Annotated in this window: 17 protein-coding genes and 1 pseudogene; 7 read left to right on the top strand and 11 right to left on the bottom strand. The window is 71.4% G+C overall.

From position 1 onward, the window contains the following. From ADK66_RS09715 to ADK66_RS09705, 3 genes are read right to left on the bottom strand one after another with little or no spacing between them, the layout of a single operon-like run. Positions 1-873: an ABC transporter permease gene (locus ADK66_RS09715; RefSeq protein WP_082377352.1), complete on the bottom strand. Its 873-nt coding sequence runs from the start codon at positions 871-873 to the stop codon at positions 1-3. Beyond that, positions 866-1,795 (bottom strand): ABC transporter ATP-binding protein, encoded by a 930-nt coding sequence (locus tag ADK66_RS09710; protein WP_053653608.1) that lies wholly within the window; start codon positions 1,793-1,795, stop codon positions 866-868. The genes ADK66_RS09715 and ADK66_RS09710 overlap by 8 nt, the downstream gene beginning before the upstream one ends. Beyond that, a complete protein-coding gene (locus ADK66_RS09705; RefSeq protein WP_053653607.1) occupies positions 1,792-2,823 on the bottom strand; it encodes an ABC transporter substrate-binding protein in 1,032 nt (343 codons plus the stop codon). Before ADK66_RS09705 ends, ADK66_RS09710 begins: the two co-directional genes overlap by 4 nt. Before the next feature lie 477 nt (positions 2,824-3,300). Here ADK66_RS09705 and ADK66_RS09700 point away from each other — a divergent pair, with 477 nt between their 5' ends. Beyond that, positions 3,301-3,480, top strand: a complete 180-nt coding sequence (locus tag ADK66_RS09700) for a DUF4236 domain-containing protein (RefSeq protein WP_053653605.1) — start codon at positions 3,301-3,303, stop codon at positions 3,478-3,480. Positions 3,481-3,658: 178 nt separating this feature from the next. Here the strand turns inward: ADK66_RS09700 and ADK66_RS09695 are convergent, their stop codons facing one another. Next, on the bottom strand, positions 3,659-4,549 hold the full coding sequence (locus ADK66_RS09695) for a hypothetical protein (RefSeq protein WP_053653603.1): 891 nt from the start codon (positions 4,547-4,549) through the stop codon (positions 3,659-3,661). Between the two features lie 24 nt (positions 4,550-4,573). Further along, entirely contained in the window at positions 4,574-5,095 is a 522-nt protein-coding gene (locus ADK66_RS09690) for a VOC family protein (RefSeq protein ID WP_053653601.1), read from the bottom strand. Positions 5,096-5,144: 49 nt separating this feature from the next. Between ADK66_RS09690 and ADK66_RS09685 the strand changes: the two genes are divergently transcribed. Both ADK66_RS09685 and ADK66_RS09680 read left to right on the top strand, forming a co-directional pair. Then, positions 5,145-5,606: a MarR family winged helix-turn-helix transcriptional regulator gene (locus tag ADK66_RS09685; RefSeq protein WP_053653683.1), complete on the top strand. Its 462-nt coding sequence runs from the start codon at positions 5,145-5,147 to the stop codon at positions 5,604-5,606. A 57-nt stretch (positions 5,607-5,663) separates the two neighbouring features. Next, positions 5,664-7,538, top strand: coding sequence for a tetratricopeptide repeat protein (locus ADK66_RS09680; protein ID WP_053653599.1), 1,875 nt, complete (start codon positions 5,664-5,666; stop codon positions 7,536-7,538). Between the two features lie 334 nt (positions 7,539-7,872). Here ADK66_RS09680 and ADK66_RS09675 read toward each other — a convergent pair. Beyond that, a pseudogene (locus ADK66_RS09675) lies at positions 7,873-9,225 on the bottom strand (ATP-binding protein); the annotation flags it as partial. Continuing rightward, positions 9,222-9,878 carry a response regulator transcription factor gene (locus ADK66_RS09670; protein WP_053653597.1) on the bottom strand — a complete coding sequence of 219 codons (657 nt, stop codon included), beginning with the start codon at positions 9,876-9,878 and terminating at the stop codon, positions 9,222-9,224. The pseudogene ADK66_RS09675 and the gene ADK66_RS09670, both read right to left, overlap by 4 nt. A gap of 89 nt (positions 9,879-9,967) precedes the next feature. On the opposite strand from ADK66_RS09670, the gene ADK66_RS09665 reads away from it, so the two are divergent. Further along, the gene (locus ADK66_RS09665; RefSeq protein ID WP_053653595.1) at positions 9,968-11,098 is read left to right on the top strand and encodes a sigma-E factor regulatory protein RseB domain-containing protein; all 1,131 of its coding nucleotides are present in this window, start codon (positions 9,968-9,970) and stop codon (positions 11,096-11,098) included. Positions 11,099-11,361: 263 nt separating this feature from the next. Next, positions 11,362-13,581, top strand: a complete 2,220-nt coding sequence (locus ADK66_RS09660) for an ATP-binding domain-containing protein (RefSeq protein ID WP_369814773.1) — start codon at positions 11,362-11,364, stop codon at positions 13,579-13,581. Between the two features lie 104 nt (positions 13,582-13,685). Here ADK66_RS09660 and ADK66_RS09655 read toward each other — a convergent pair whose 3' ends face one another. Beyond that, positions 13,686-14,093 (bottom strand): hypothetical protein, encoded by a 408-nt coding sequence (locus tag ADK66_RS09655; RefSeq protein WP_053653592.1) that lies wholly within the window; start codon positions 14,091-14,093, stop codon positions 13,686-13,688. Positions 14,094-14,200: 107 nt separating this feature from the next. Here ADK66_RS09655 and ADK66_RS32250 point away from each other — a divergent pair, with 107 nt between their 5' ends. Both ADK66_RS32250 and ADK66_RS09650 read left to right on the top strand, forming a co-directional pair. Beyond that, positions 14,201-14,359: a glycerophosphodiester phosphodiesterase family protein gene (locus tag ADK66_RS32250; RefSeq protein ID WP_231639979.1), complete on the top strand. Its 159-nt coding sequence runs from the start codon at positions 14,201-14,203 to the stop codon at positions 14,357-14,359. Between the two features lie 217 nt (positions 14,360-14,576). Next, the gene (locus ADK66_RS09650; protein WP_369814772.1) at positions 14,577-14,909 is read left to right on the top strand and encodes a hypothetical protein; all 333 of its coding nucleotides are present in this window, start codon (positions 14,577-14,579) and stop codon (positions 14,907-14,909) included. A 74-nt stretch (positions 14,910-14,983) separates the two neighbouring features. Here ADK66_RS09650 and ADK66_RS09645 read toward each other — a convergent pair whose 3' ends face one another. The 3 genes from ADK66_RS09645 to ADK66_RS09635 all read right to left on the bottom strand — a co-directional run bounded on the left by ADK66_RS09645 (position 14,984) and on the right by ADK66_RS09635 (position 18,999). Further along, positions 14,984-15,988 (bottom strand): sporulation protein, encoded by a 1,005-nt coding sequence (locus ADK66_RS09645; protein ID WP_053653588.1) that lies wholly within the window; start codon positions 15,986-15,988, stop codon positions 14,984-14,986. Positions 15,989-16,185: 197 nt separating this feature from the next. Beyond that, positions 16,186-16,962, bottom strand: a complete 777-nt coding sequence (locus tag ADK66_RS09640) for a DeoR/GlpR family DNA-binding transcription regulator (RefSeq protein WP_053653586.1) — start codon at positions 16,960-16,962, stop codon at positions 16,186-16,188. Positions 16,963-16,998: 36 nt separating this feature from the next. Then, positions 16,999-18,999, bottom strand: a complete 2,001-nt coding sequence (locus tag ADK66_RS09635) for a beta-galactosidase (RefSeq protein ID WP_053653584.1) — start codon at positions 18,997-18,999, stop codon at positions 16,999-17,001. Between the last annotated feature and the right edge of the window lie 179 nt (positions 19,000-19,178).

Here is a 19,178-nt window from a genome sequence, read left to right as displayed (position 1 = left end):
CTATCCGGCGGAGACGTCGACGCGCCACGTGGAGAAGCGGCGTTCGAGGGCGACGAGGAGCTGGTTGACGACCAGACCGATGGCGGAGATCGTGATGATCCCCGAGTACATGTCGGGGATCGCGAAGTTGTACTGCGCGTAGTTGATGAGGTAGCCGAGGCCGGCCTTCGCGCCGACCATCTCGGCCGCGACGAGCACCAGGATCGAGTACGCCCCGGCCAGCCGGATCCCGGTGAAGATGGTCGGCACCGCCGCCGGCAGGATCACCTTCTGGAACAGCCGCAGGTGGTTGAGCCCCATCGAGCGGGCCGAGCGGATCAGCAGCGGGTCGACGCCCTTCACGCCGGCGATGGTGTTCAGCAGGATCGGCCACGAGCACGCGTACAGCACCAGGGCGATCTTGGAGGTCTCCCCCAGGCCGAGGATGAGCACGAACACCGGCAGCAGGGCCAGCGCGGCGGTGTTGCGGAACACCTCCAGCAGCGGGCTGAGCAGCTCGGCGAGAGGCCGGTACCAGCCGATCAGCAGCCCCAGCGGGATGGCGGTGAGCACGGCCAGCCCGAGCCCGGCCAGCGACCGGGTCAGGCTCGCGCCGACATGCTCGGCGAGCTGCCCACTGCGCAGCAGCTCCCACCAGGCCACCAGCACCTCCGACAGCGGAGGCAGGAACACCCTGTCGACAAGCCCCAGCCGGGGCGCACCCTCCCAGACCACGGCCAGCGCGACGATCGCGACGCCGCGGTGCAGCGCCCTGCCGCCGAGGCCGAGCAGCCGTCCGGCAAGGCCGCCGGCACCGGGTCCGGCGGCGGCCACCGCGTCGGGCGGGGCCGTCGGGGCCGCCAGCCGGGCGGGACGTTCGGCGATGTCAACCAACGCGGGCCTCCTCGGTGTGGGCCGCCGTCGGCGCCGCGCGCCGCGCGTCGGCTCCGGCGACAACGGGAGTACGACCACCGGCTGCTCCGGTGTGGGCGGTGCGACTGCCGGTGGCGCCTTCGGCTGCTTGGGCGGCGCGCACCTCGTCGCGCAGCAGCGTCCAGATCTGGTGCCGGTGGTGGCGGAACGCGTCGGTGGAGCGAACGTCCTCGACGGCGTCCCGATCGCCGAGGTCGATGTCGATGACCTGCTTGACCCGCCCGGGTCGGGAGGTCAGCACCGCCACCCGCTGACCGAGGTACACGGCCTCGTCGATGCCGTGGGTGATGAACACGATGGTCTTGCCGGTACGGGCCCAGATCCGCACGAGCTCGTCCTGCAACGAGTCGCGGGTCTGCGCGTCGAGCGCCGCGAACGGTTCGTCCATGAGCAGCACGTCCGGGTCGTACGCGAGGCTGCGGGCGATGGCGACCCGCTGCTTCATCCCTCCGGACAGCTCGTGCGGGTAGCGGTCGGCGAACCCGGTAAGGCCCACCAGGTCCAGGTGGTGCGCGACCAGGTCGCCACGCTCGGCGCGGGGCACCCCCTTGGCCTCCAGCCCGAACGCCACGTTGCCTGCGGCGGTGCGCCAGGGCAGCAACGCGTACTGCTGGAAGACGATGCCCCGGTCCAGGCCGGGGCCGGTGACGGGCCGACCGTCGACGAGCACCTGCCCGCCGCTGGGTTCGGTGAGCCCGCCGAGCAGGTCGAGCAGTGTGGACTTGCCGCAGCCGCTGGGACCGACGACGACGAGGAACTCTCCGGCGCGTACACCGAGGGTCACCTGGTCCAGCGCGGTGACCGCGCGGGCGCCGCCACGCCGGGTGGCGCGGACACCGAAGGTCTTGCTCACCTGGTCGAAGAGGATCTTGTCGGTGCTCACGCGCCGCCCCCGTCCACGAAGGCGTTGAAGCGGTTGGTGTAGATGTCGGCCGGCTTGGGCCGGTCGCCCTTCAGCTCGCCCTCGGCGGCGAGCCAGTCGATCCAGGTGCCGAACTCGCGCTCGTCGATCACGCCGCCGTGGCCGGCGACGCCGCTGCTCTTCCAGTACGCGACGAGCGACGGGTCCTCGTTGCGGCCGCGCTTGGCGATGATGTCCCGCATCCGGGCCACCACCGTCTCCCGGGGCTGTGTACGCGCCCACTCGATGGCCTTGCCGACCCCTGTGACGAACGCCTTGACGGTTTCCGGGTTGCGTTTGATGAAGTCGTCGCGGAAGACGTACGTGCCGGCGCTGAACGCGCCGAGCAGCTCGTAGTCGGTGAAGATGGTGCGGATGCCACCGCTGTCGACAGCCTTGTCGCGGATCACGCCGCCGAGCACCGCCACGTCGATCTGCTTCTGCCGCAGCGACTGCTCGGTGTTGACCGGGGGCAGTGCGACGAGCTCGACCTTCTTGATCTCGTCGGCGGTGAGCCCGCCCCGGGCCAGCCAGGTCTTGAGCACCGCCTCGGCGTGCGCGCCGAGAGTGTTCATGCCGACCTTGCGGCCGATCAGGTCGCGAGGGCCGCGGATCGGGCTGTCGTCGAGCACGTAGTAGCCCTGGAAGCTCTGCGCGTCCGAGCCGTAGTAGCTGACGACGGCGGTGATCGGGGCGTTGGCCGCGGCGAGCTTGACGATGGCGCCGTTGAACGCGCCGCCGAAGTCGCTCTGCCCGGTAGCGGTGGCCTGGATGTCCTGCGGGCCGCCGGTGACGTTGCCGATCCACTTGAGTCGGACGTCGCCGAGGTAGCCGAGGTCGGCGGCGAGTTCGGGGAGGGTGACCTGGCCGACCGAGCCCTGGTAGCGCAGCTCGCTGGCCTGGCCGGCACCGGCCTGGGCGTCGCTGCCGCAGCCTGCGGCACCGGTGAGCAGTGTCAACGCGGCGACGGTGGCGACGGTACGCAGCAGGGCACGACGGGGTGGGGACATGAGGAGTCTCCTGATCTGTCCACGAGGGAGGTGCGGGGCGCCCGGTTCGGGGCGCGAGGGCACGCCGCTCCGCGACGAGCGGTGCGTGCTGAGTGGTGCAGTGAGTAGGCGGTGCAGTGCGACTGGAGCCGGGCCGGATGGAACCGGTCAGCTCAACAGAGCGCGCTCGCGTGCCGGACCAGGTCGACGTGCACGCAAGCGATGAGGTGGAGCTCATCCCGCTGCGACATGACCTCATGCTGCCGTCGGCGCGACCGACCGGTCAATGCCCTTCCACAAGGTGAGACTTGTATCGCTGCGCGTGTTACGGAACGCTATGAGCAGCGTTTACCGACGCGCAACACCCATCTGATGAATAGGATTTCCCGGCTGCGGCAGGTCACCGTCCAGGCTGGAGCCGATGGGGTTTCGGAATTCGACGTTTCGGGAATGTTCGATCTCGACACGGCAGGGAACGGTGACGAGGGGAGAGCTCCGATGGGCCTCATGTTTCGCAAGCGCAAGAAGTACGGTCCGATCATCCTGAACTTCACCGAGAACGGCTTCTCCTCGTGGAGCATCAAGATCGGCCGCTGGTCCTGGAACTCGAAGGCGAAGGCGCACCGCGTCGACCTGCCGGGTCCGCTGTCCTGGAAGCAGGACAAGTCCCGGTCGTAACATCCCGGGAGTCGAGCGGGGTGCCGGTGATCCCACCGGCACCCCGCTCGACGTCCACCCAACCCCCGCCCCGCGCCCCGCCCCGCGATCTTGCACTTTCGGTCGCGGTCTTGCGTGGGATGCCCCTTGTGTCGCGGCAGGAAGTGCAAGGTCGCGCGGCAGATCCGGGGGGATCGGGCTAGCGGGTTGGGGTTAGCTTTTCGTCGCCGGCCAGGCGGCCCGACTCGCGGGAGCGTTGCAGGTCGCCGCTCCTGAGCAGGTCTTCCAGCGCCCGGTTGGCGTCGCTGGCGCGGTAGACGGTGGCGGTCAGCGTGTGCCGGCGCAGCTCGGTGACCTCCCGCGGCCCACCCCGGCCCAGCTCGGCCAACAGCTCGCCGGTCAGCGGCGCGAGGCTGGGCTCCCCTGCCACGTCGACGGTCGCGCCCGCCGGGTCGGACGGGTCACGCAGGCGCATGCCGAGGTCCGCGCCGGCTGCCCAGAGCGCGTCGCGGACCGCTTCCAGGCTCCGGTCCGAGCGACTGCCGAACGCGACCACACCGGCAGCCTCGCCGTCCGGCAGCACGGGCGCCACCTCGGCGACAAGCGGGAACCCGGCGGCGACAAGAGCATCGCGGGCACGGGAGCCGGCGTGCAGCAGCACCTCTCCGGTGCGGCCGTTGGCGGCGGCGGTGAGCAGCTGCGGGGTCACGGCGTCGGGCAGGTCCAGGAAGCTGAACAGCGGTGACCCCGCCGCCCCGGCCGCTTTCAGCGCGACCGGCAACTGCTGCGGGGCGCCGGGCAGCAGGTGCACTGTGACCTCGGCGGGCAGCTCCGCCTCGACCGGGCCGAGCCGGGTCGGCAGTTCAGGCGTGCCGTCGGCCAGCACCAGCACCGTGACCCGCCGGCCGCGTACCTGATCGGCGTGGGCGGCGACCACCCGCAGCGCGGCCTGGGCGCCACCGCCATCGGCCCCGGCCCACACCAGTGCCACGGTGGCTCGCCGGGAGCGTTGCAGGGCCGCGGGCAGCCAGGTCGTCAACTGGCGGACCAGCAGCTCGCGGAGGAAGTCGGTGGTCGGGTCGGTCGGCATCGGTCCGTTCTACCCTACGGGCGGTCAGGCCGGGACGGAGATCCCCACGCCACCCCGGGTCTGCCCGCCGTAGCGCTGCTGTTCGGCGGCCAGGTCGAGCCGGCCGATGCGCTTGCGGGCGGCAAGCGTGGCGTCGTCGAGCCGGTCGGCGGGGACCAGCCAGACCACCTCGAACTCCAGGCCGTCCGGGTCCTGCCCGTACAGGCTCTTCGTGGTGCCGTGGTCGGACGTGCCGACAAGCGCCCCGGCGGCGGCGAGCCGCTCGGCGGTCACTGCCAACTCGTCGAGGGTGTCGACCTCCCACGCCAGGTGGTAGAGCCCGACGGTGGCCCGGCCGGCCGTCGACCGCCCGGCGGCGGCGCCGATCTCGAACAGGCCGAGGTCGTGGTCGTTCGTGGAGTCGGGGGCCTGGAGGAAGGTGGCGCCCCGGAAGCCGTCCGGGGTCATCGCCACCGGGCGGAAGCCCAGCACGTCCCGGTAGAAGGCGACGCTGCGGGCGAGGTCACTGACGTAGAGGACCGCGTGGTTGAGCCTGTGGATTCCCATGACCCGAGGTTAGCGCCATTTAGTTGAGGGCTCAACTATTCCGGGTATGATGGTGGTCATGACCCGCTGGTTGGACCCTGACGAGCAGCGCACATGGCGGGCGTTCCTCACCGCCTCCCGGGCGCTGATGGACACGCTCGACCGCGAGCTGCAACACGACGCGGGGATGCCGCACGCGTACTACGAGATCCTGGTCCGGCTCTCCGAGGCGTCCGGGCACCAGTTGCGGATGAGCGAGCTGGCCGAGCTGACCGGGTCGTCGCGCAGCCGGCTCTCGCACGCGGTGGCCCGGCTGGAGGCGGCCGGCTGGGTGCGCCGCGAGGAGTGCCCCACCGACCGGCGCGGGCAGATCGCCCTGCTCACCGACGCCGGTTTCGCCACCCTCAGCGCCGCCGCACCCGGCCACGTCGAGGGGGTACGCCGCCACCTGTTCGACGCGCTGAGCCCGGCCCAGGTCGACCAGCTTCGCCGGATCAGCGAGACACTGGCCGAGCACCTGACAAGATCCTGACCGATCGACACCGGCGCGGGACTTGTACTTAACGTCGTCGAATGAGCACGATGGGGCGTGCCCTCCGGCTTCGGCGAACTGACTGATCAGGCGCAGCACCTCGTGTCCGCTGGCGACCTCGCCGGTGCGCAGCGGCTGCTCGCCGACGCGCTCACCGACGCCGACCCCCGCCCCGCCAACGCCACCCCCGAGTTGGCCGAGGCGGCAAGCCTCCAGGCGCGGGTGCTCGTCGCCCTCGGCGAGCCGCACTCCGCGCGGGGGTGGGCCGCCTTCACGTACGCCGCCAGCACCCGGCTGCACGGCCGCTCCGACCCGCGTACGGTGGCCGCCGCGGCCACCCTGGCGGCGGTGCTGCACCGGGTCGGCAGCCACTCCCGCGCCGCTCGGCTCTACCAGGAAGTCATCATCGAGCTGACCGCCCAGGACGGGCCGGAGTCCCTGCGGGTGCTCGCCGCGCACGCCGACCTGGCCACCGTCGAGTACGCCCGGGGCCAGTGCACGGTGGCCCGCGACCGACTCCAGGACGCCTGGGAGCTGCACCGCGAGGTGTACGGCGACGGGCACCCCAGCGGCATCAAGATGCTGGCCCGGCTCGGCGCCATGCAGCGCGACTGCGGCCAGTTCACCGAGGCGCACGACAACCTGGCGTTGGCCAGGGAGTTGTCCCGGCAGCACCTGCCCGCCGACGATCCGCTTGCCCAGCAGGTCGCGGCCCTGGCCCGGGCGGCGGCCAACCCCGACCACGTCTGCGCCGACGACGCACCTGCCGGCCGGGATGCCCCGCTGGTGCCGGCCGCCCGTAACCCACCGCACGACCACCCGGTCGAGTCCGGCTACCACCCGTCGACGTCCCCGCCGCAATCCGCCAAGCCGGCGCCGGACGGCCCTGCCGAAGCCGATAACGACCCGGCCGACGTGACGTTCGCCGACAGTCAAGGCTTCAGGAGCGACGAGGGCTCCACGGACGACGAGGGCTTCACGGACGGCCACGGGTTCACGCGAGGCCAAGGGTTCACGGAAGGCGGCAGTTTCGCCCCTGCTCACGGGGTTGCAGCCGGCGCCAGTGCGGTGCCGAACCCCCGGGTCCCCGCCGACGAACGCGGCGGATCGGCTGGCCTCCGCTGGCCACCAGAGCAGGCAGACGAGCCCACGCCCCACTCGACGGACACGCCGGTCCCGCCCTCCGTGGTCGGCTTCACCGGCAGCAGCACCGAGGAGGCCTCCGGCGTCTACCGGCTGCACCAGCCGGGCCGGCCGGCCGACGCGAACCCACCGTCCGCGCCGTCCAGGGCGGGTGAACCGCCGTCCGAGTCGTACCAGCCGTTCCAGCCATCGGAGCCGTACACACCGGGCGACCCGTACACGCCGCCGGAGCCCTACACGCCGTCACGTCTATTGCCGGTGCCCGTGCATCGGGCACCGCCGCCGCCGCCGCGCAACCGGCTCGTTCCGGTGCTGGTGGCGGGCGTGGTCGTGGTGCTGCTGGGCACGGCGGCGGTGATCGCCGGCGTGGCCCGGGTCGGCGACGGGGACGACAAGCCGCCAGCACCGGCCACCGGCGCGCCCAGCGCGGGCCCGACGAGCCCTGGGGCACCGGACACCAGCGGCGCGGCGCCGGGCGGCGGCGCGCCCGCCAGCACCCCACCGCCAGCGGCCGCGCCCGGGACCCCACCGGGCTCGGTGACTCTGCGCGACAACCGAGACAACATCACCTTGCGCTGGACGTACCCGGCCGGCGGCGAAGGGCCAGTGATCATCTCTGCCGGGCGGGCGGGGCAGGACAAGACGGCCATCGCCACGCTGCCGGCCGGTGCCGACACCTACATCGTCTACGCGTTGAATCGCGCCAACGACTACTGCTTCACCGTGGCGGTCGTCTGGTCCACCGACTCCGTCGCGCCCGCCGACCAGGTCTGCACCAACCGCCGCTGACTAGCCCTCGCCACCGACGAGTCACCACCCACGGCGGTGACAATCCGTGGCTGTTGCGTCGGTTGAAGCAGAGCAAAGAGCGCGAACACCTTTGTGGCGCCTATCGCCGTTCGTTACGTTCCGTGATAGTTCGTCCCGGGTCGTCCTCGGTGCCGTCTGTCGGCGGCACCGGTAGTAGCAGACGCACCTGCAGCCCCGGTCGGACACCAGCACCAGCACCAGCGAGAGCCTTGCCGTGGGCGCTGGCACGCCGATCGGCAGCGACGTTCGCGCCGACGATGCTGTCGGCGGCGGTGCTGTCGGTGGTGGCGGCGTTGTCGGTTGCTGTGGCTGTGGCTGTGGTCAGGGTGATGGTGCCGCCGGCGCGGCGGACCAGTTCCCGCACGATGGCCAGGCCCAGGCCGGCGCCGCCGTCGTCGCGGCCCCTCCCGTCGTCCAGCCTGGTGAACCGGTCGAAGACCCGATCCCGGTCCGCCGCCGGGATCCCCGGGCCGTCGTCGGTCACCGTCACCAGGTGGTACGCCCCATCGTGGCTCGGCTCGGCAGCGAGCACGACGCTTTCGTGCGCGTGCCGGACCGCGTTGTCGACAAGGTTGGCCAGGACGCGGCGCAGCTCGTCGGCGTTCCCGACCGTCCACAGCGGGCCGGGATAAGGCACGACCCGCACCGGCGGCGACGGATAGCGGGCGGCCACCTCGCTCAGCAGCGCGCCCAGTTCCACAGGGCCGGTCAGCCGGGCCACCGGCGTCTCGTCCAGGCGGGCCAGCAGCAGCAGGTCGTCGACCAGCCGGCTCAGCCGCTCGGTGTCGGCGAGCAGGTTGGCCGTCACCGCCGTCCAGTCCGTACGGTCGGCGAGTCGCTGCGCCACCTCCAGCTCCGTACGGATGTTGGTGAGCGGGCTGCGCAGCTCGTGCGCCGCGTCGGAGACGAACGCCCGCTGCCGGTCCCGGGCAGTCTCCAGGCGGTCCAGCATGCCGTTGAGGGTGACCGCCAGTCGGTGGATCTCGTCGGCTGACGCGGGCACCGGCAGACGTCCGGCACCGGCCCGCCCGGTGATCTCCTCGGCGCCTCGACGGAGCGCCTCCACGGGCCGCAGGGTCGCGCCGACCACCCGCCACGCCACGGCGGCCAGCGCGGCCACCAGCAGCGGAAACGCCACCAGCAGGATGGTCCGCACCACGTGCGTGCTGTGCCGCACGTCGGCCATCGACCGGGCCACCAGCACGGTGAGCGGGTCGGCCGCGGTTCCTGCGGGTACGGCCACCACCCGCACCGGGCCGACGAGACCGACCCGCTCGGCGGGCGCCTCCAGCCGCTGTCTGCGGCCGGTGTCCAGTCGTTCCGGGCGGACCATCGGAACGAGCCGGTCCGCGTCGATCGAGGCGGCCCGGATGCGTCCCTGAGCGTCGATCACCTGGACGCGGACCTGACCACCGGCCACCGGCAGCGGGTCGGGCAGCGCGTCCTCGGCGGCGAGCAGGGCGACCGCGTCGGCGGTCCGGAACGCCTCGGTGTCCACGGTCCGCTGGAGCACGTACCCGAGCGTGCCGAGCAGCACGACCCCGCCGAGGGCCAGCGCGACGGTGAGGCCGAACACCCCGAGCGCCAGAAGCCGTCCCCGCAGGCCCAACGCCGGCAGCCGTCCGCCCCGGAGCCGACCGGCGCCCGGCGGGTCGGCGCGGGTCACGTCGCCAGCCGGTAGCCGGCGCCCCGGACCGTCTCCAGCCGGTCGCGGCCGAGCTTGCGGCGCAGGTAGCCGACGTACACCTCGACGACGTTCGGCGCTGTCTCCAGGCTGGCGTCCCAGACGTGATCCAGCAGCTCGATCTTGGACACGACCTGACCGGGTCGGCGCATCAGGTAGTCCAGCAGCGCGAACTCCCGCGCCGTCAACGTCACCTCGGCGTCGGCACGCGTGACCCGGCGTCGGGCCGGGTCCAGTCGCAGGTCGCCGACCGTCAGCACCGTCGGGCGCTCCGGCGCGCCCCGGCGCAGCAGCGCCCGCAGGCGAGCCAGCAGCACCACGTACGAGAAGGGCTTGGTGAGGTAGTCGTCGGCGCCGCAGTCCAGCCCGTCGGCCTGGTCGTACTCGCCGTCCTTGGCGGAGAGCATGAGCACCGGCAGCCAGTGCTGCTCGGCGCGCAGCCGACGGACCAGTTCGTAGCCGGAGAGCCCGGGCAGCATCACGTCGAGGATCATCGCGTCGTACCCGCCGTGCCGGGCGGCGTCCAGGCCGGCCGGGCCGGTAGCGGCCACGTCGACCGCGAACCCCTCCGCCTGGAGACCCCGTTGCAGGGCACTCGCCAGCCGGGCCTCGTCCTCCACCACCAACAGTCGCACCGCTCAAGGGTGCCACCTGGGTCAATGCGGGCGTCCTCAGCGCGTTCACAGGGGCCAGCGGGCAGGATGGTACGCAGGAGGTGCCCACCATGTCCGTCCTGAGAAGCCGTCCCGTCCTGCGTTGGCTGGTCCCGGCGACCGCCGCTGTCGCCGTCATCGGCGGTGGCGCGGCCATCGGCACGTTTGCCGCCGAGGCCGAGCCGAGCCTGCCACCGCGTACCGCCGCTCAACTCCTTGTCGACCTGCAGGAGTCCCGCCTCGAAGGGTTGTCCGGCACTGTCGTGCAGCGCGCCGACCTCGGTCTGCCGCCGCTGGCCGGGCTGATCCCCGGCAACGACCTGACCACCCTGCTGACCGGCACGCACACCCTGCGGGTCTGGTATTCCGGGCCGGAGCGGCAGCGGATCGCCCTGCTGGACACCCTCGGCGAACGGGACGTCATCCGCAACGGGCGGGACCTGTGGACCTGGGAGAGCCGCGGCAACACCGCGCGCCACCGTACTCTCGGCGAGGCCGCGACCGCCGGAAAGCCGGCGCTCGACGCCCGGCCGAGCATGCCGGCCACGCCGCAGCAGGCCGCGGACCTGGCGCTTGGCGCGATCGACCCGAGCACCGAGGTGAGCGTGGGCCGCTCGGCCACCGTCGCCGGGCGGGACGCCTACGAGTTGGTGCTCCAGCCGCGCGACCGCGACTCGCTCGTGCACCAGTTGCGGATCGCCATCGACGCCAAGCAGCACGTGCCCCTGCGCTTCGAGGTGCTCGCCAAGGGCAGCGACCAGCCGGCGTTCGAGGTGGCCTTCACACAGGTCGACTACCGGCAACCCGACGCCGACCAGTTCACCTTCAACCCGCCGCCCGGGGTGACAGTCACGGAGGAGAACGGCAAGCTGCCTGCTGCCGGTCGGCCCGAACACGCACAGCCGGCCGGTGACCCGCAGGTACGCGCCGAGGGCTCCGGCTGGGCCACAGTGCTTGTCGCCCGGCTGGACGGGGCGGCTGGCGCCAAGCCCGGATCGCCGGCGTCGAAGCCCGCCGTACCGCCGGCCGCCGACGCGCCGGACATGTCGAAGTTGCTCGGCGGCCTGACTGCGGTCAGCGGCGACTGGGGCAGCGGTCGGCTGTTGACGAGCAAGTTGTTCAGTGTGCTGCTCACCGACGACGGGCGGGTGCTCGCCGGAGCGGTCACGCCGGAGCGGCTGTACCAGGTCGCTCGCGGCTGACGTCAGCGGTGTGCTCGCGCCGGGTCGACCTCACGGTCGGCCCGGCGCCTCGTTGTGCGGGTGATACCGGCCCGTCGGGCTTGGTGGGTGCCTACCGAACGCGCTATCTTCAACAATTCGGAAGGCACTAAAAAAGAACGGCTCAGAAAGCCGTTCTTGCACGACATTCTAATCTTTGGGGAGACGGCTTGTCAAGGCACTCCGGTGGTACCGGTGAATTGTCGCTCGACGACGAGATCGGCCGCGAGCAGGAGTACGTCTCGATGCTCTACGACCGGCTGGACGGGCTGCGTGAGCAGGCCGCCCACCGGCTCACCGACGCGCTGCGCAGCACCGGCGGCACCCTCCAGGACCGTTCCCAGCGCGACAGCTCGGTAGCTATGTACGCCGACCAGGTCGAGCAGTTCTCGGCAGTGGAGAATGGTCTCTGTTTCGGCCGGCTCGACGGCGACGACGATTCCCGCCGCTACATCGGCCGGATTGGGATCTTCGACACCAGCGGTGACTACGACCCGCTGCTGATGGACTGGCGTGCCCCCGCCGCCCGCGCGTTCTACCTCGCCACCGCCGCCAACCCGCAGGGCGTCCGCAGGCGTCGGCACCTACGCACCCGGCAGCGCAAGGTGACCGGGCTCAACGACGAGGTGCTCGACATCGACAGCGCCTCCCCCGGCGCGCACGAGGAGTTGACCGGCGAGGCGTCGCTGCTCGCCGCGTTGAACGCCGGCCGTACCGGCCGGATGCGCGACATCGTGGAGACCATCCAGGCCGAGCAGGACACCATCATCCGCGCCGACCTGCCTGGGGTGATGGTGGTCCAGGGCGGCCCGGGCACCGGCAAGACGGCTGTCGCGCTGCACCGGGCGGCGTACCTGCTCTACACACACCGCCGGGAGCTGTCCAGCCGGGGCGTACTCCTGGTCGGCCCGAACGCGACCTTCCTGCGCTACATCTCCCAGGTGCTGCCGACGCTTGCCGAGACGGGCGTGCTGCTGCGTACCCAGGGTGATCTTTTCCCCGGGGTGAGCGCGCAACGGACGGAGCCGGCCGAGACGGCGGCGCTCAAGGGCCGGGCCGTGCTGGCCGAGGTGCTGGCGCTCGCGGTACGGGACCGGCAGTGGGTGCCGGACGAGCCGCTGGAGATCGAGGTGGAGCGGGAGGCGCTGACCCTCGACCCGGAGACCGTCCGGGCCGCCCGGGACCGGGTCCGCCGCGCCGACCGCCCGCACAACCTGGCGCGGGCGCTCTTCGACGTGGAGATCGTGCACGCCCTCGCCGACCAGGTGGCCGAACGGATCGGCGCCGACCCGCTGGGCGGGGACAACCTGCTCGACGAGGCCGACCGTGCCGAGATCCGCAGGGAGTTGCGCGACGAGCCCGAGATCCGCGCCACCCTGGACCAGCTCTGGCCGGTGCTCACCCCACAGCGCCTGCTCGCCGACCTCTACGCCGACCCCTCCCGGATCGCCGCCGCAGCGCCGATGCTCACCGACGACGAGCGGGCGCTGCTGCACCGCGAGCCGGGTGGCTGGACGCCGGCGGACGTGCCGCTGCTGGACGAGGCCGCCGAACTGCTCGGCGAGGACGAGCGGGCCGCCGCCGCCCGCCGGGATCGCATCCGCCGGATGGAACGGGAGTACGCCGAGGGTGTGCTGGAGATCGCCCGGGGCTCCCGCTCGATCGACGTCGAGGACGAGGCCGAGGGCGGCGAGATCCTCGGTGTGACCGACCTGATCGACGCCGACCGGCTGTTGGAACGGCAGGAGGAGGCCGACCGCCTCACCACAGCGCAGCGCGCCGCGGCCGACCGGAAGTGGGCCTTCGGGCACGTGATAGTGGACGAGGCGCAGGAGCTGTCCCCCATGGCGTGGCGTCTGCTGATGCGCCGCTGCCCGAGCCGGTCGATGACGATCGTCGGGGACGTGGCGCAGACGGGGGCACTGAGCGGCACACCGTCGTGGGCCGAGGCCCTCGCCCCGTACGTGGCGCAGCGGTGGCGGCTCACCGAGCTGACAGTGAGCTACCGGACGCCCGCCGAGATCATGGCGGTCGCCGCGGAGGTCCTCGCCGAGATCGACCCGGAGCTGCGGCCGCCGCGCTCGGTGCGGGAGAGCGGCGTACCGCCGTGGGACCGGGCGGTGCCCGACGAGCAGTTGCCGGCGGAGCTGGTGCGGGTAGCCACCCGCGAGGCCCTCGACCTGGCCGAGGGCCGACTCGGCGTGATCGTGCCGGCCAGCCGGGTCGCCACGCTCGGCGCCGCGCTGACCGCAGCGCTGCCCGAGGCCGCAGTCGGCGAGCACCCCGAGCTGGAGAGCCGCGTGGTCGTGCTGACCGTCGCGCAGGCCAAGGGCCTCGAATTCGACTCGGTGCTTGTGGTCGACCCGGACCTGATGGTCGCCGAGTCACCACGCGGCCGCAGCGACCTTTACGTGGCGCTAACCCGAGCCACCCAACGCCTGGGCATCCTCCGCACCACTCCGTAACCCTCCCGCCCCACCCTCCCCGGTCGATCATGAGGTTGACGTGGACTGTGATCTTCCACAGCCACGCCAACCTCATGATCAACGCCTAAGGGGTGGGTGGGTGGCTAGTCGTTTGTGGGCTTGGCTGGGCCGGTCGCTGATGTGGACTGGTCGCTTGTGTTACCGCCCATCGGGGTGCTCAGGCCGCCGGTGGTGGCATCACCCGTCGTGGTCGGCGCAACCTTGCCCGGGTGGCGCTCCGGTTGGCGCGCCACTCGGCGCACGCTCGCCGGTCCTGCCGTTCCGCCGGTAGTGGTGATCGCGCCCTGACCCCGGGTGGGGCCACCGTCGCGCAGCACCGTCGGGTCGATCGGCTGGTGCGCCGGGTCGTACGGGTCGACCTCCTGGATCACCCGCTCCACGTCGGTACGGGGCAACGTCACCTCGTCGATGGCGCCCTTGCCGTACACGCCGCCGGCGATCCGGTCCTCGGCCTGGCGGGCGGCTTCCTGTCGCATGTCGTCCTCACGCACGTCATCACCTCACAGAAGCTGTGGAACCGACTGCGTGCCCGGCCACCGGCCCGGCAAACCCGCGCCGGTGGCCCGGAGGTCGTCCACCCCGGTTCACCGGACCGGACGTGCGCACCCTCCAGGCGCGGTACGACCTGAAGGTGATCCCGTACACCGTCGACGACGCGACGGTCACGCAGCGGGTCATCGACCTGGGAGTGGACGGCATCATCACCGACGACCCGGATCTGTTGGTGAGCGTCGCGATCCGCAACGGCCTGCGCTGAGGCCCCGACCCGACCGCCGGCTGGGATATTTCCGGCCGGCGGTCGGGTTACCTGCTCACTGGCCTCGGGTAGTCGGGGGGTGTCCCCGCCGTGAACGCGAACCGTGCCGTGGCCGACACGCGGTAGCGGGGCGAGGGAACGCAGGTACGACTCATCGCATCCTGAGGAGGACCAGATGAGCACGCAGGCTGCTTCCACCAGGCCGATGAACCGGCCCATGAACGACCCGCAGAACCCCGCGTCGATGCGGAACACGCCGACGCAGCAGATGCCGGCCATGCACGACGGGCACCGGGAACAGATGCCGTCGCCAGGTACGGAAACCAAGCAGGCGTTCCTGACGACGGAATTCTGGGTCTACGCTGCCGCAGTCGCGCTGGTGGTGATCTCGGCGTTCTGGAAGGGCACCACCGCCAACGGGTTGAACATCAACAACCCGAACCAGGCGTGGTGGTTCCTGACCATCCTGACCGGTGGTTACCTGGTCAGCCGTGGCCTGTCGAAGGCGGGCTCGGCGCGCCGGTCCGGCCGGGAGCGCAACAAGCGCTGACGTGGGTCAACAGACGTGAAAAAGGCAGTGGCCTCCGGGAGATTCTCCCGGAGGCCACTGTCGTATCTGGACGCCTACTCTTCGAACCCGCCGAAGTCCCCGCCGAAGTCCTCACCGGCGTCGCCCTCGAAGGCGTCACCGATCATCTCGCCGGCGATCATGCCGCCGGCGACGCCGAGCGCCGCACCGGCCACCATGCCGCCCATGCCGACTCCCCGGCCGTGGCCGTGCCCGTGGCTCTTGCCCGCCCCGTAACCCTGGGGCCCGTACCCCTGAGGTCCGTAGCCCTGGGCGCGCAGGCTGCCGTAGCGGGAGGTGGTCTCGCGCAACCAGCCGTCGACGACCTGCGCCCAGTCGACCTTGTCGGCGTCGGCGTGCGACACCTGGTAGCGGCCGAACGCGTCGTGCCCGGCGCTGAGGAAGCCGCCGCGCTTGTCGCACTCAAGGATCACCTCGACGCCGTGCGGACTGGTCACGAAGGTCAGCTCGACCTCCCTGATCGTGCTGGCGTACTGCGGCGCGGCGAAGAACTCGATCTCCTGGTAGAACGGCAGCGTCTGCTGCACACCCCGGATGTGGCCGCGCTCAAGGTCGGCGTGCTTGAACTGGAAGCCGAGGCGCTGGAACGCCTCCAGGATCCGCTCGTGCACCGGCAGCGGGTGCACCGCCACCTGGTCCAGGTCGCTCTTGTCGACGGCGCGGGCGATGGCCAGCTCGGTGCGCAGGCCCATCGTCATGCCGTGCAGACGCTGGCCGTACACGTCGGTGATCGGGGTTTCCCACGGCACCGGCAGCTGGAACGGGATGGAGAGCTGCTGCTTGGGCGCGAGCTGGAGCGGGCCGCTGACGACCATGCGGTGGAACTCCAGCGTGCCCGAGTACTCCGCGTCGTGCCCTTCGACCTCGACCCGTGTCACCAGACCGATGACGACCTGCTCGATGGCCGCCGGAGCGTCGCCGCCGACGAGGTTGACGTGTCCGTCGAGGGTCAGACCGGGGCGGGTGTTGGGGTTGGTCAGCACGGTGTCCACGCTGGGACCGCCGACGCCGAACGCGCTCAACATCTTCTTGAAGACCATCGGAACTCCTGTGCGACGGGCGACCGCTCCAGATTGGAGCCGGACGTTTACTCGATGCGCACCTTATCCAGATGCGCTGTGAGGTGGCTGTGAGCACGCGCGGCGTCCCACGCCAGTCGATCATGGAGTTGTGGTGCCGGACGAAAGTCGCCAACCGGGGCAAGGCGCCCACCACAACTACATGATCGACGGAGGGATCAGGCAGGCTCGACGATTACCAGCTCGCCTACCTGATCGGCTATCGTCGTGCGGGCTTCGGGCGGCAGCCCTACGTCGGTTATCAGCACGTCGGCTGCCTCCAGCGGGGCGATCGTGGCGATGCCGATGGTCTCCCACTTCGTGTGGTCGGCGAGCACCACCAAGCGGCGGGCGGCGCCGATGAGGCACCTGTTGACGCCGGCCTCCAGCAGATTCGGCGTGGTGAAGCCGGTACGCGGGCTGAGCCCGTGCACCCCCAGGAAGAGCAGGTCCACGTTGAGCGCGCTTATCGCCGCTTCGGCCACCGGCCCGGTCAACGCGTCCGACGGGGTGCGGATGCCGCCGGTCAACACCACTGTCTGGTCGGCGCGCGGGTTCTGGTAGAGCGCGTCGGCCACCGGGATCGAGTTCGTCACCACCGTCAGCCCGCGGACGTCGGAGATCAGCGTGGCAAGCGCGGCGGTGGTGGTGCCCGCGGACAGCGCGATGGCCATTCCCGGCTCCACCATCCTCGCCGCCCGCTCGGCGATGGCCCGCTTCTCGGCCTGCTGGCGGATCGACTTCGCGGCGAAGCCGGGCTCCTCGGCCGAACCCGGCCCGGCGAGCGTCGCACCGCCGTGCACCTTGTCGACAAGGCCACGCTCGGCGAGCACCTCGAGGTCACGCCGGATCGTCATGTCGGACACGCCGAACCGGCTGACCAGTTGGCTCACCCGTACACCGCCGCGCTGACGGATCAGATCGAGGATGGCGGTCTGCCGCTGCTGGGCGAGCATCCGGGGAACCTCCTTCGCGCCGTGGGTGTGGTCGGATCAGGCCGGGTCGTCGGCTCGATCTTCCCGGATGACCGCCACCTCGCCGGCCGGCACCGTCAGCTCACCGGCACACAGTGCCCCGGTCAGCAGCTCGGTGCCGCTCACCGGGACGCGTACCTCATTGTCGGTGTGGTTGATCGCGAACAGCCAGCTGCGGTCGCCGTCGCGCCGGCGTACCACCTCCACCCCGCTCGGCACCCGCACCGCCGGACGGACGCCTGCCTCGTCGAGCAGCCGGGCGACAAGCCTGTCGGTGGCCGGCTCGTCCAGCCGGGTGCCGACGTACCAGGCCGCGCCCGCGCCGACCGGATGCCGGGTCAGCGCCGGCACGCCGGGCAGAGGCCCATCGGTGTACGACGCCAGCACCTCGGCACCGTCGGCGTGCAGCCACTCGGTCCACACGTCGGCCGTACTGCCGTCGTCGAGCCGGACCTGCTCGCCCTCGCGCAGCGGAAAGAACTCCTCGGTCCGTACGCCCAGCAGTTCCCGGAACGCGCCCGGGTAGCCGCCCAGCCGGATGTGGTCGTTGTCGTCGACGATGCCGCTGAAGTAGGTGACGGCGGCGGTGCCTCCTGCCTCGACGTACCGGTGCAGCGCCTCGACGTCGGCGTCGCGGACCAGGTAGAGGGCGGGTGCCAGGACAAGCCGGTAGCCGCTGAAATCCGCCGACGGGTGGACGATGTCGGCGGTCACCCCGGCGCGCCACAGTGCGGCGTAGAGGGCGGCCAGCCGGTCGGTGTAGGTGACGTCGACGCTGGGGTGCGAATCCAACTCGACTGCCCACCACGCCTCGAAGTCGAACAGGATGGCGACCTCGGCGTCCACTCTGCTGCCGCGTACCTCGGCCAGGGCCTTGAGGTCCGCACCGAGTTGGCAGGCCTCGCGGAACACCTTGGTGCCCGGCCCGGCGTGCGGCACAAGCGCGGAGTGGAACTTCTCCGCGCCGGCCCGCGACGCGCGCCACTGGAAGAAGAGCACCCCGTCGGCGCCCCGGGCGACGTGCGCGAGGCTGTTGCGGCGCATCTGCCCGGGCAGCTTGGCCACGTTGCGGGGCTGCCAGTTGACAGCGCTCGTGGAGTGCTCCATCAGCAGCCACGGATCGCCGCCGGCCACCCCGCGGGTGTGGTCGGCGGCGAACGCCAACCCGACGTGCGCCTGCGGGTCGGCGGCGGCCAGGTAGTGGTCGTTGGACACGAGATCCACGTCGTCGGCCCAGGAGTGGTAGTCCATGTGCTTGGTCATGCCGAGCATGAAATTCGTGGTGACCGGCTGCCGGACCAGGGTCTTCAGCAGCGCGCGTTCGGCGCGCAGCTGGGCGCGTTGCTCGTCGGAGGAGAACCGCAGGAAGTCGAGCTGCTGGGTGGGGTTGGCGAACGTCGGTGCGCTGCGCGGCGGGTTGATCCCGGCCCAGTCGCCGTAGCGCTGGCTCCAGAACGCGGTGCCCCAGGCGTCGTTGAGCCGATCCAGGTCGCCGTAGCGCTCACGCAGCCAGCCGCGGAACGCCTCGGCGGTGACGTCGCAGTAGCAGTGCACGTTGTGACAGCCCAGCTCGTTGGACACATGCCACATCACCACCGCCGGATGCTCGGCGTACCGCTCGGCGACGGCCCGCACCAACTCCAGTGACCGCTCGCGGAACACGGGCGAGCTGGGGCAGTACGCCTGCCGTCCGCCCGGCCAGAGGATGGTGCCGTCGGCCCGGCGGGGCAGCGTCTCCGGATGCGCGCGGGCCAGCCAGGGCGGTGGGCTGGCGGTGGCGGTGGCCAGGTCGACCTGGATCCCGCCGTCGTGCAGGAGGCCCAGCACCCGGTCGAGCCAGCCGAACTCGAACCGCCCCGGGGTGGGCTCCAGAAGTGCCCAGGAGAAGATGCCGACGGAGACCAGGTTGACGCCGGCTCGCCGCATCAGCTCGACGTCCTCGGACCAGGTCTCTTCGGGCCACTGCTCGGGGTTGTAGTCGCCGCCGAAATAGATGCCGTCACCGTGCCATCGCCGCATGACAGGTGAGGGTGCACCGGGGAACCCACGGAAGTCAACAGGTTCCAACATCGATTTCCTTTCCAACGTTTACCACGTAACGGCCGCATTACAACTGGGTTATCGAAGGTGAACTGCCCCCTTGACAGCGCCTGACGGAGAGGTAGCTTGAGGCCCCACTGGTCGTTCGTGTTCGCCAA

This window comes from Micromonospora sp. NRRL B-16802 (genome assembly GCF_001279555.1).
GTDB lineage: Bacteria > Actinomycetota > Actinomycetes > Mycobacteriales > Micromonosporaceae > Micromonospora > Micromonospora profundi.
Note: the sequence above shows the minus strand (reverse complement) of the source record. Positions and strands in the feature narration are given on the sequence as shown.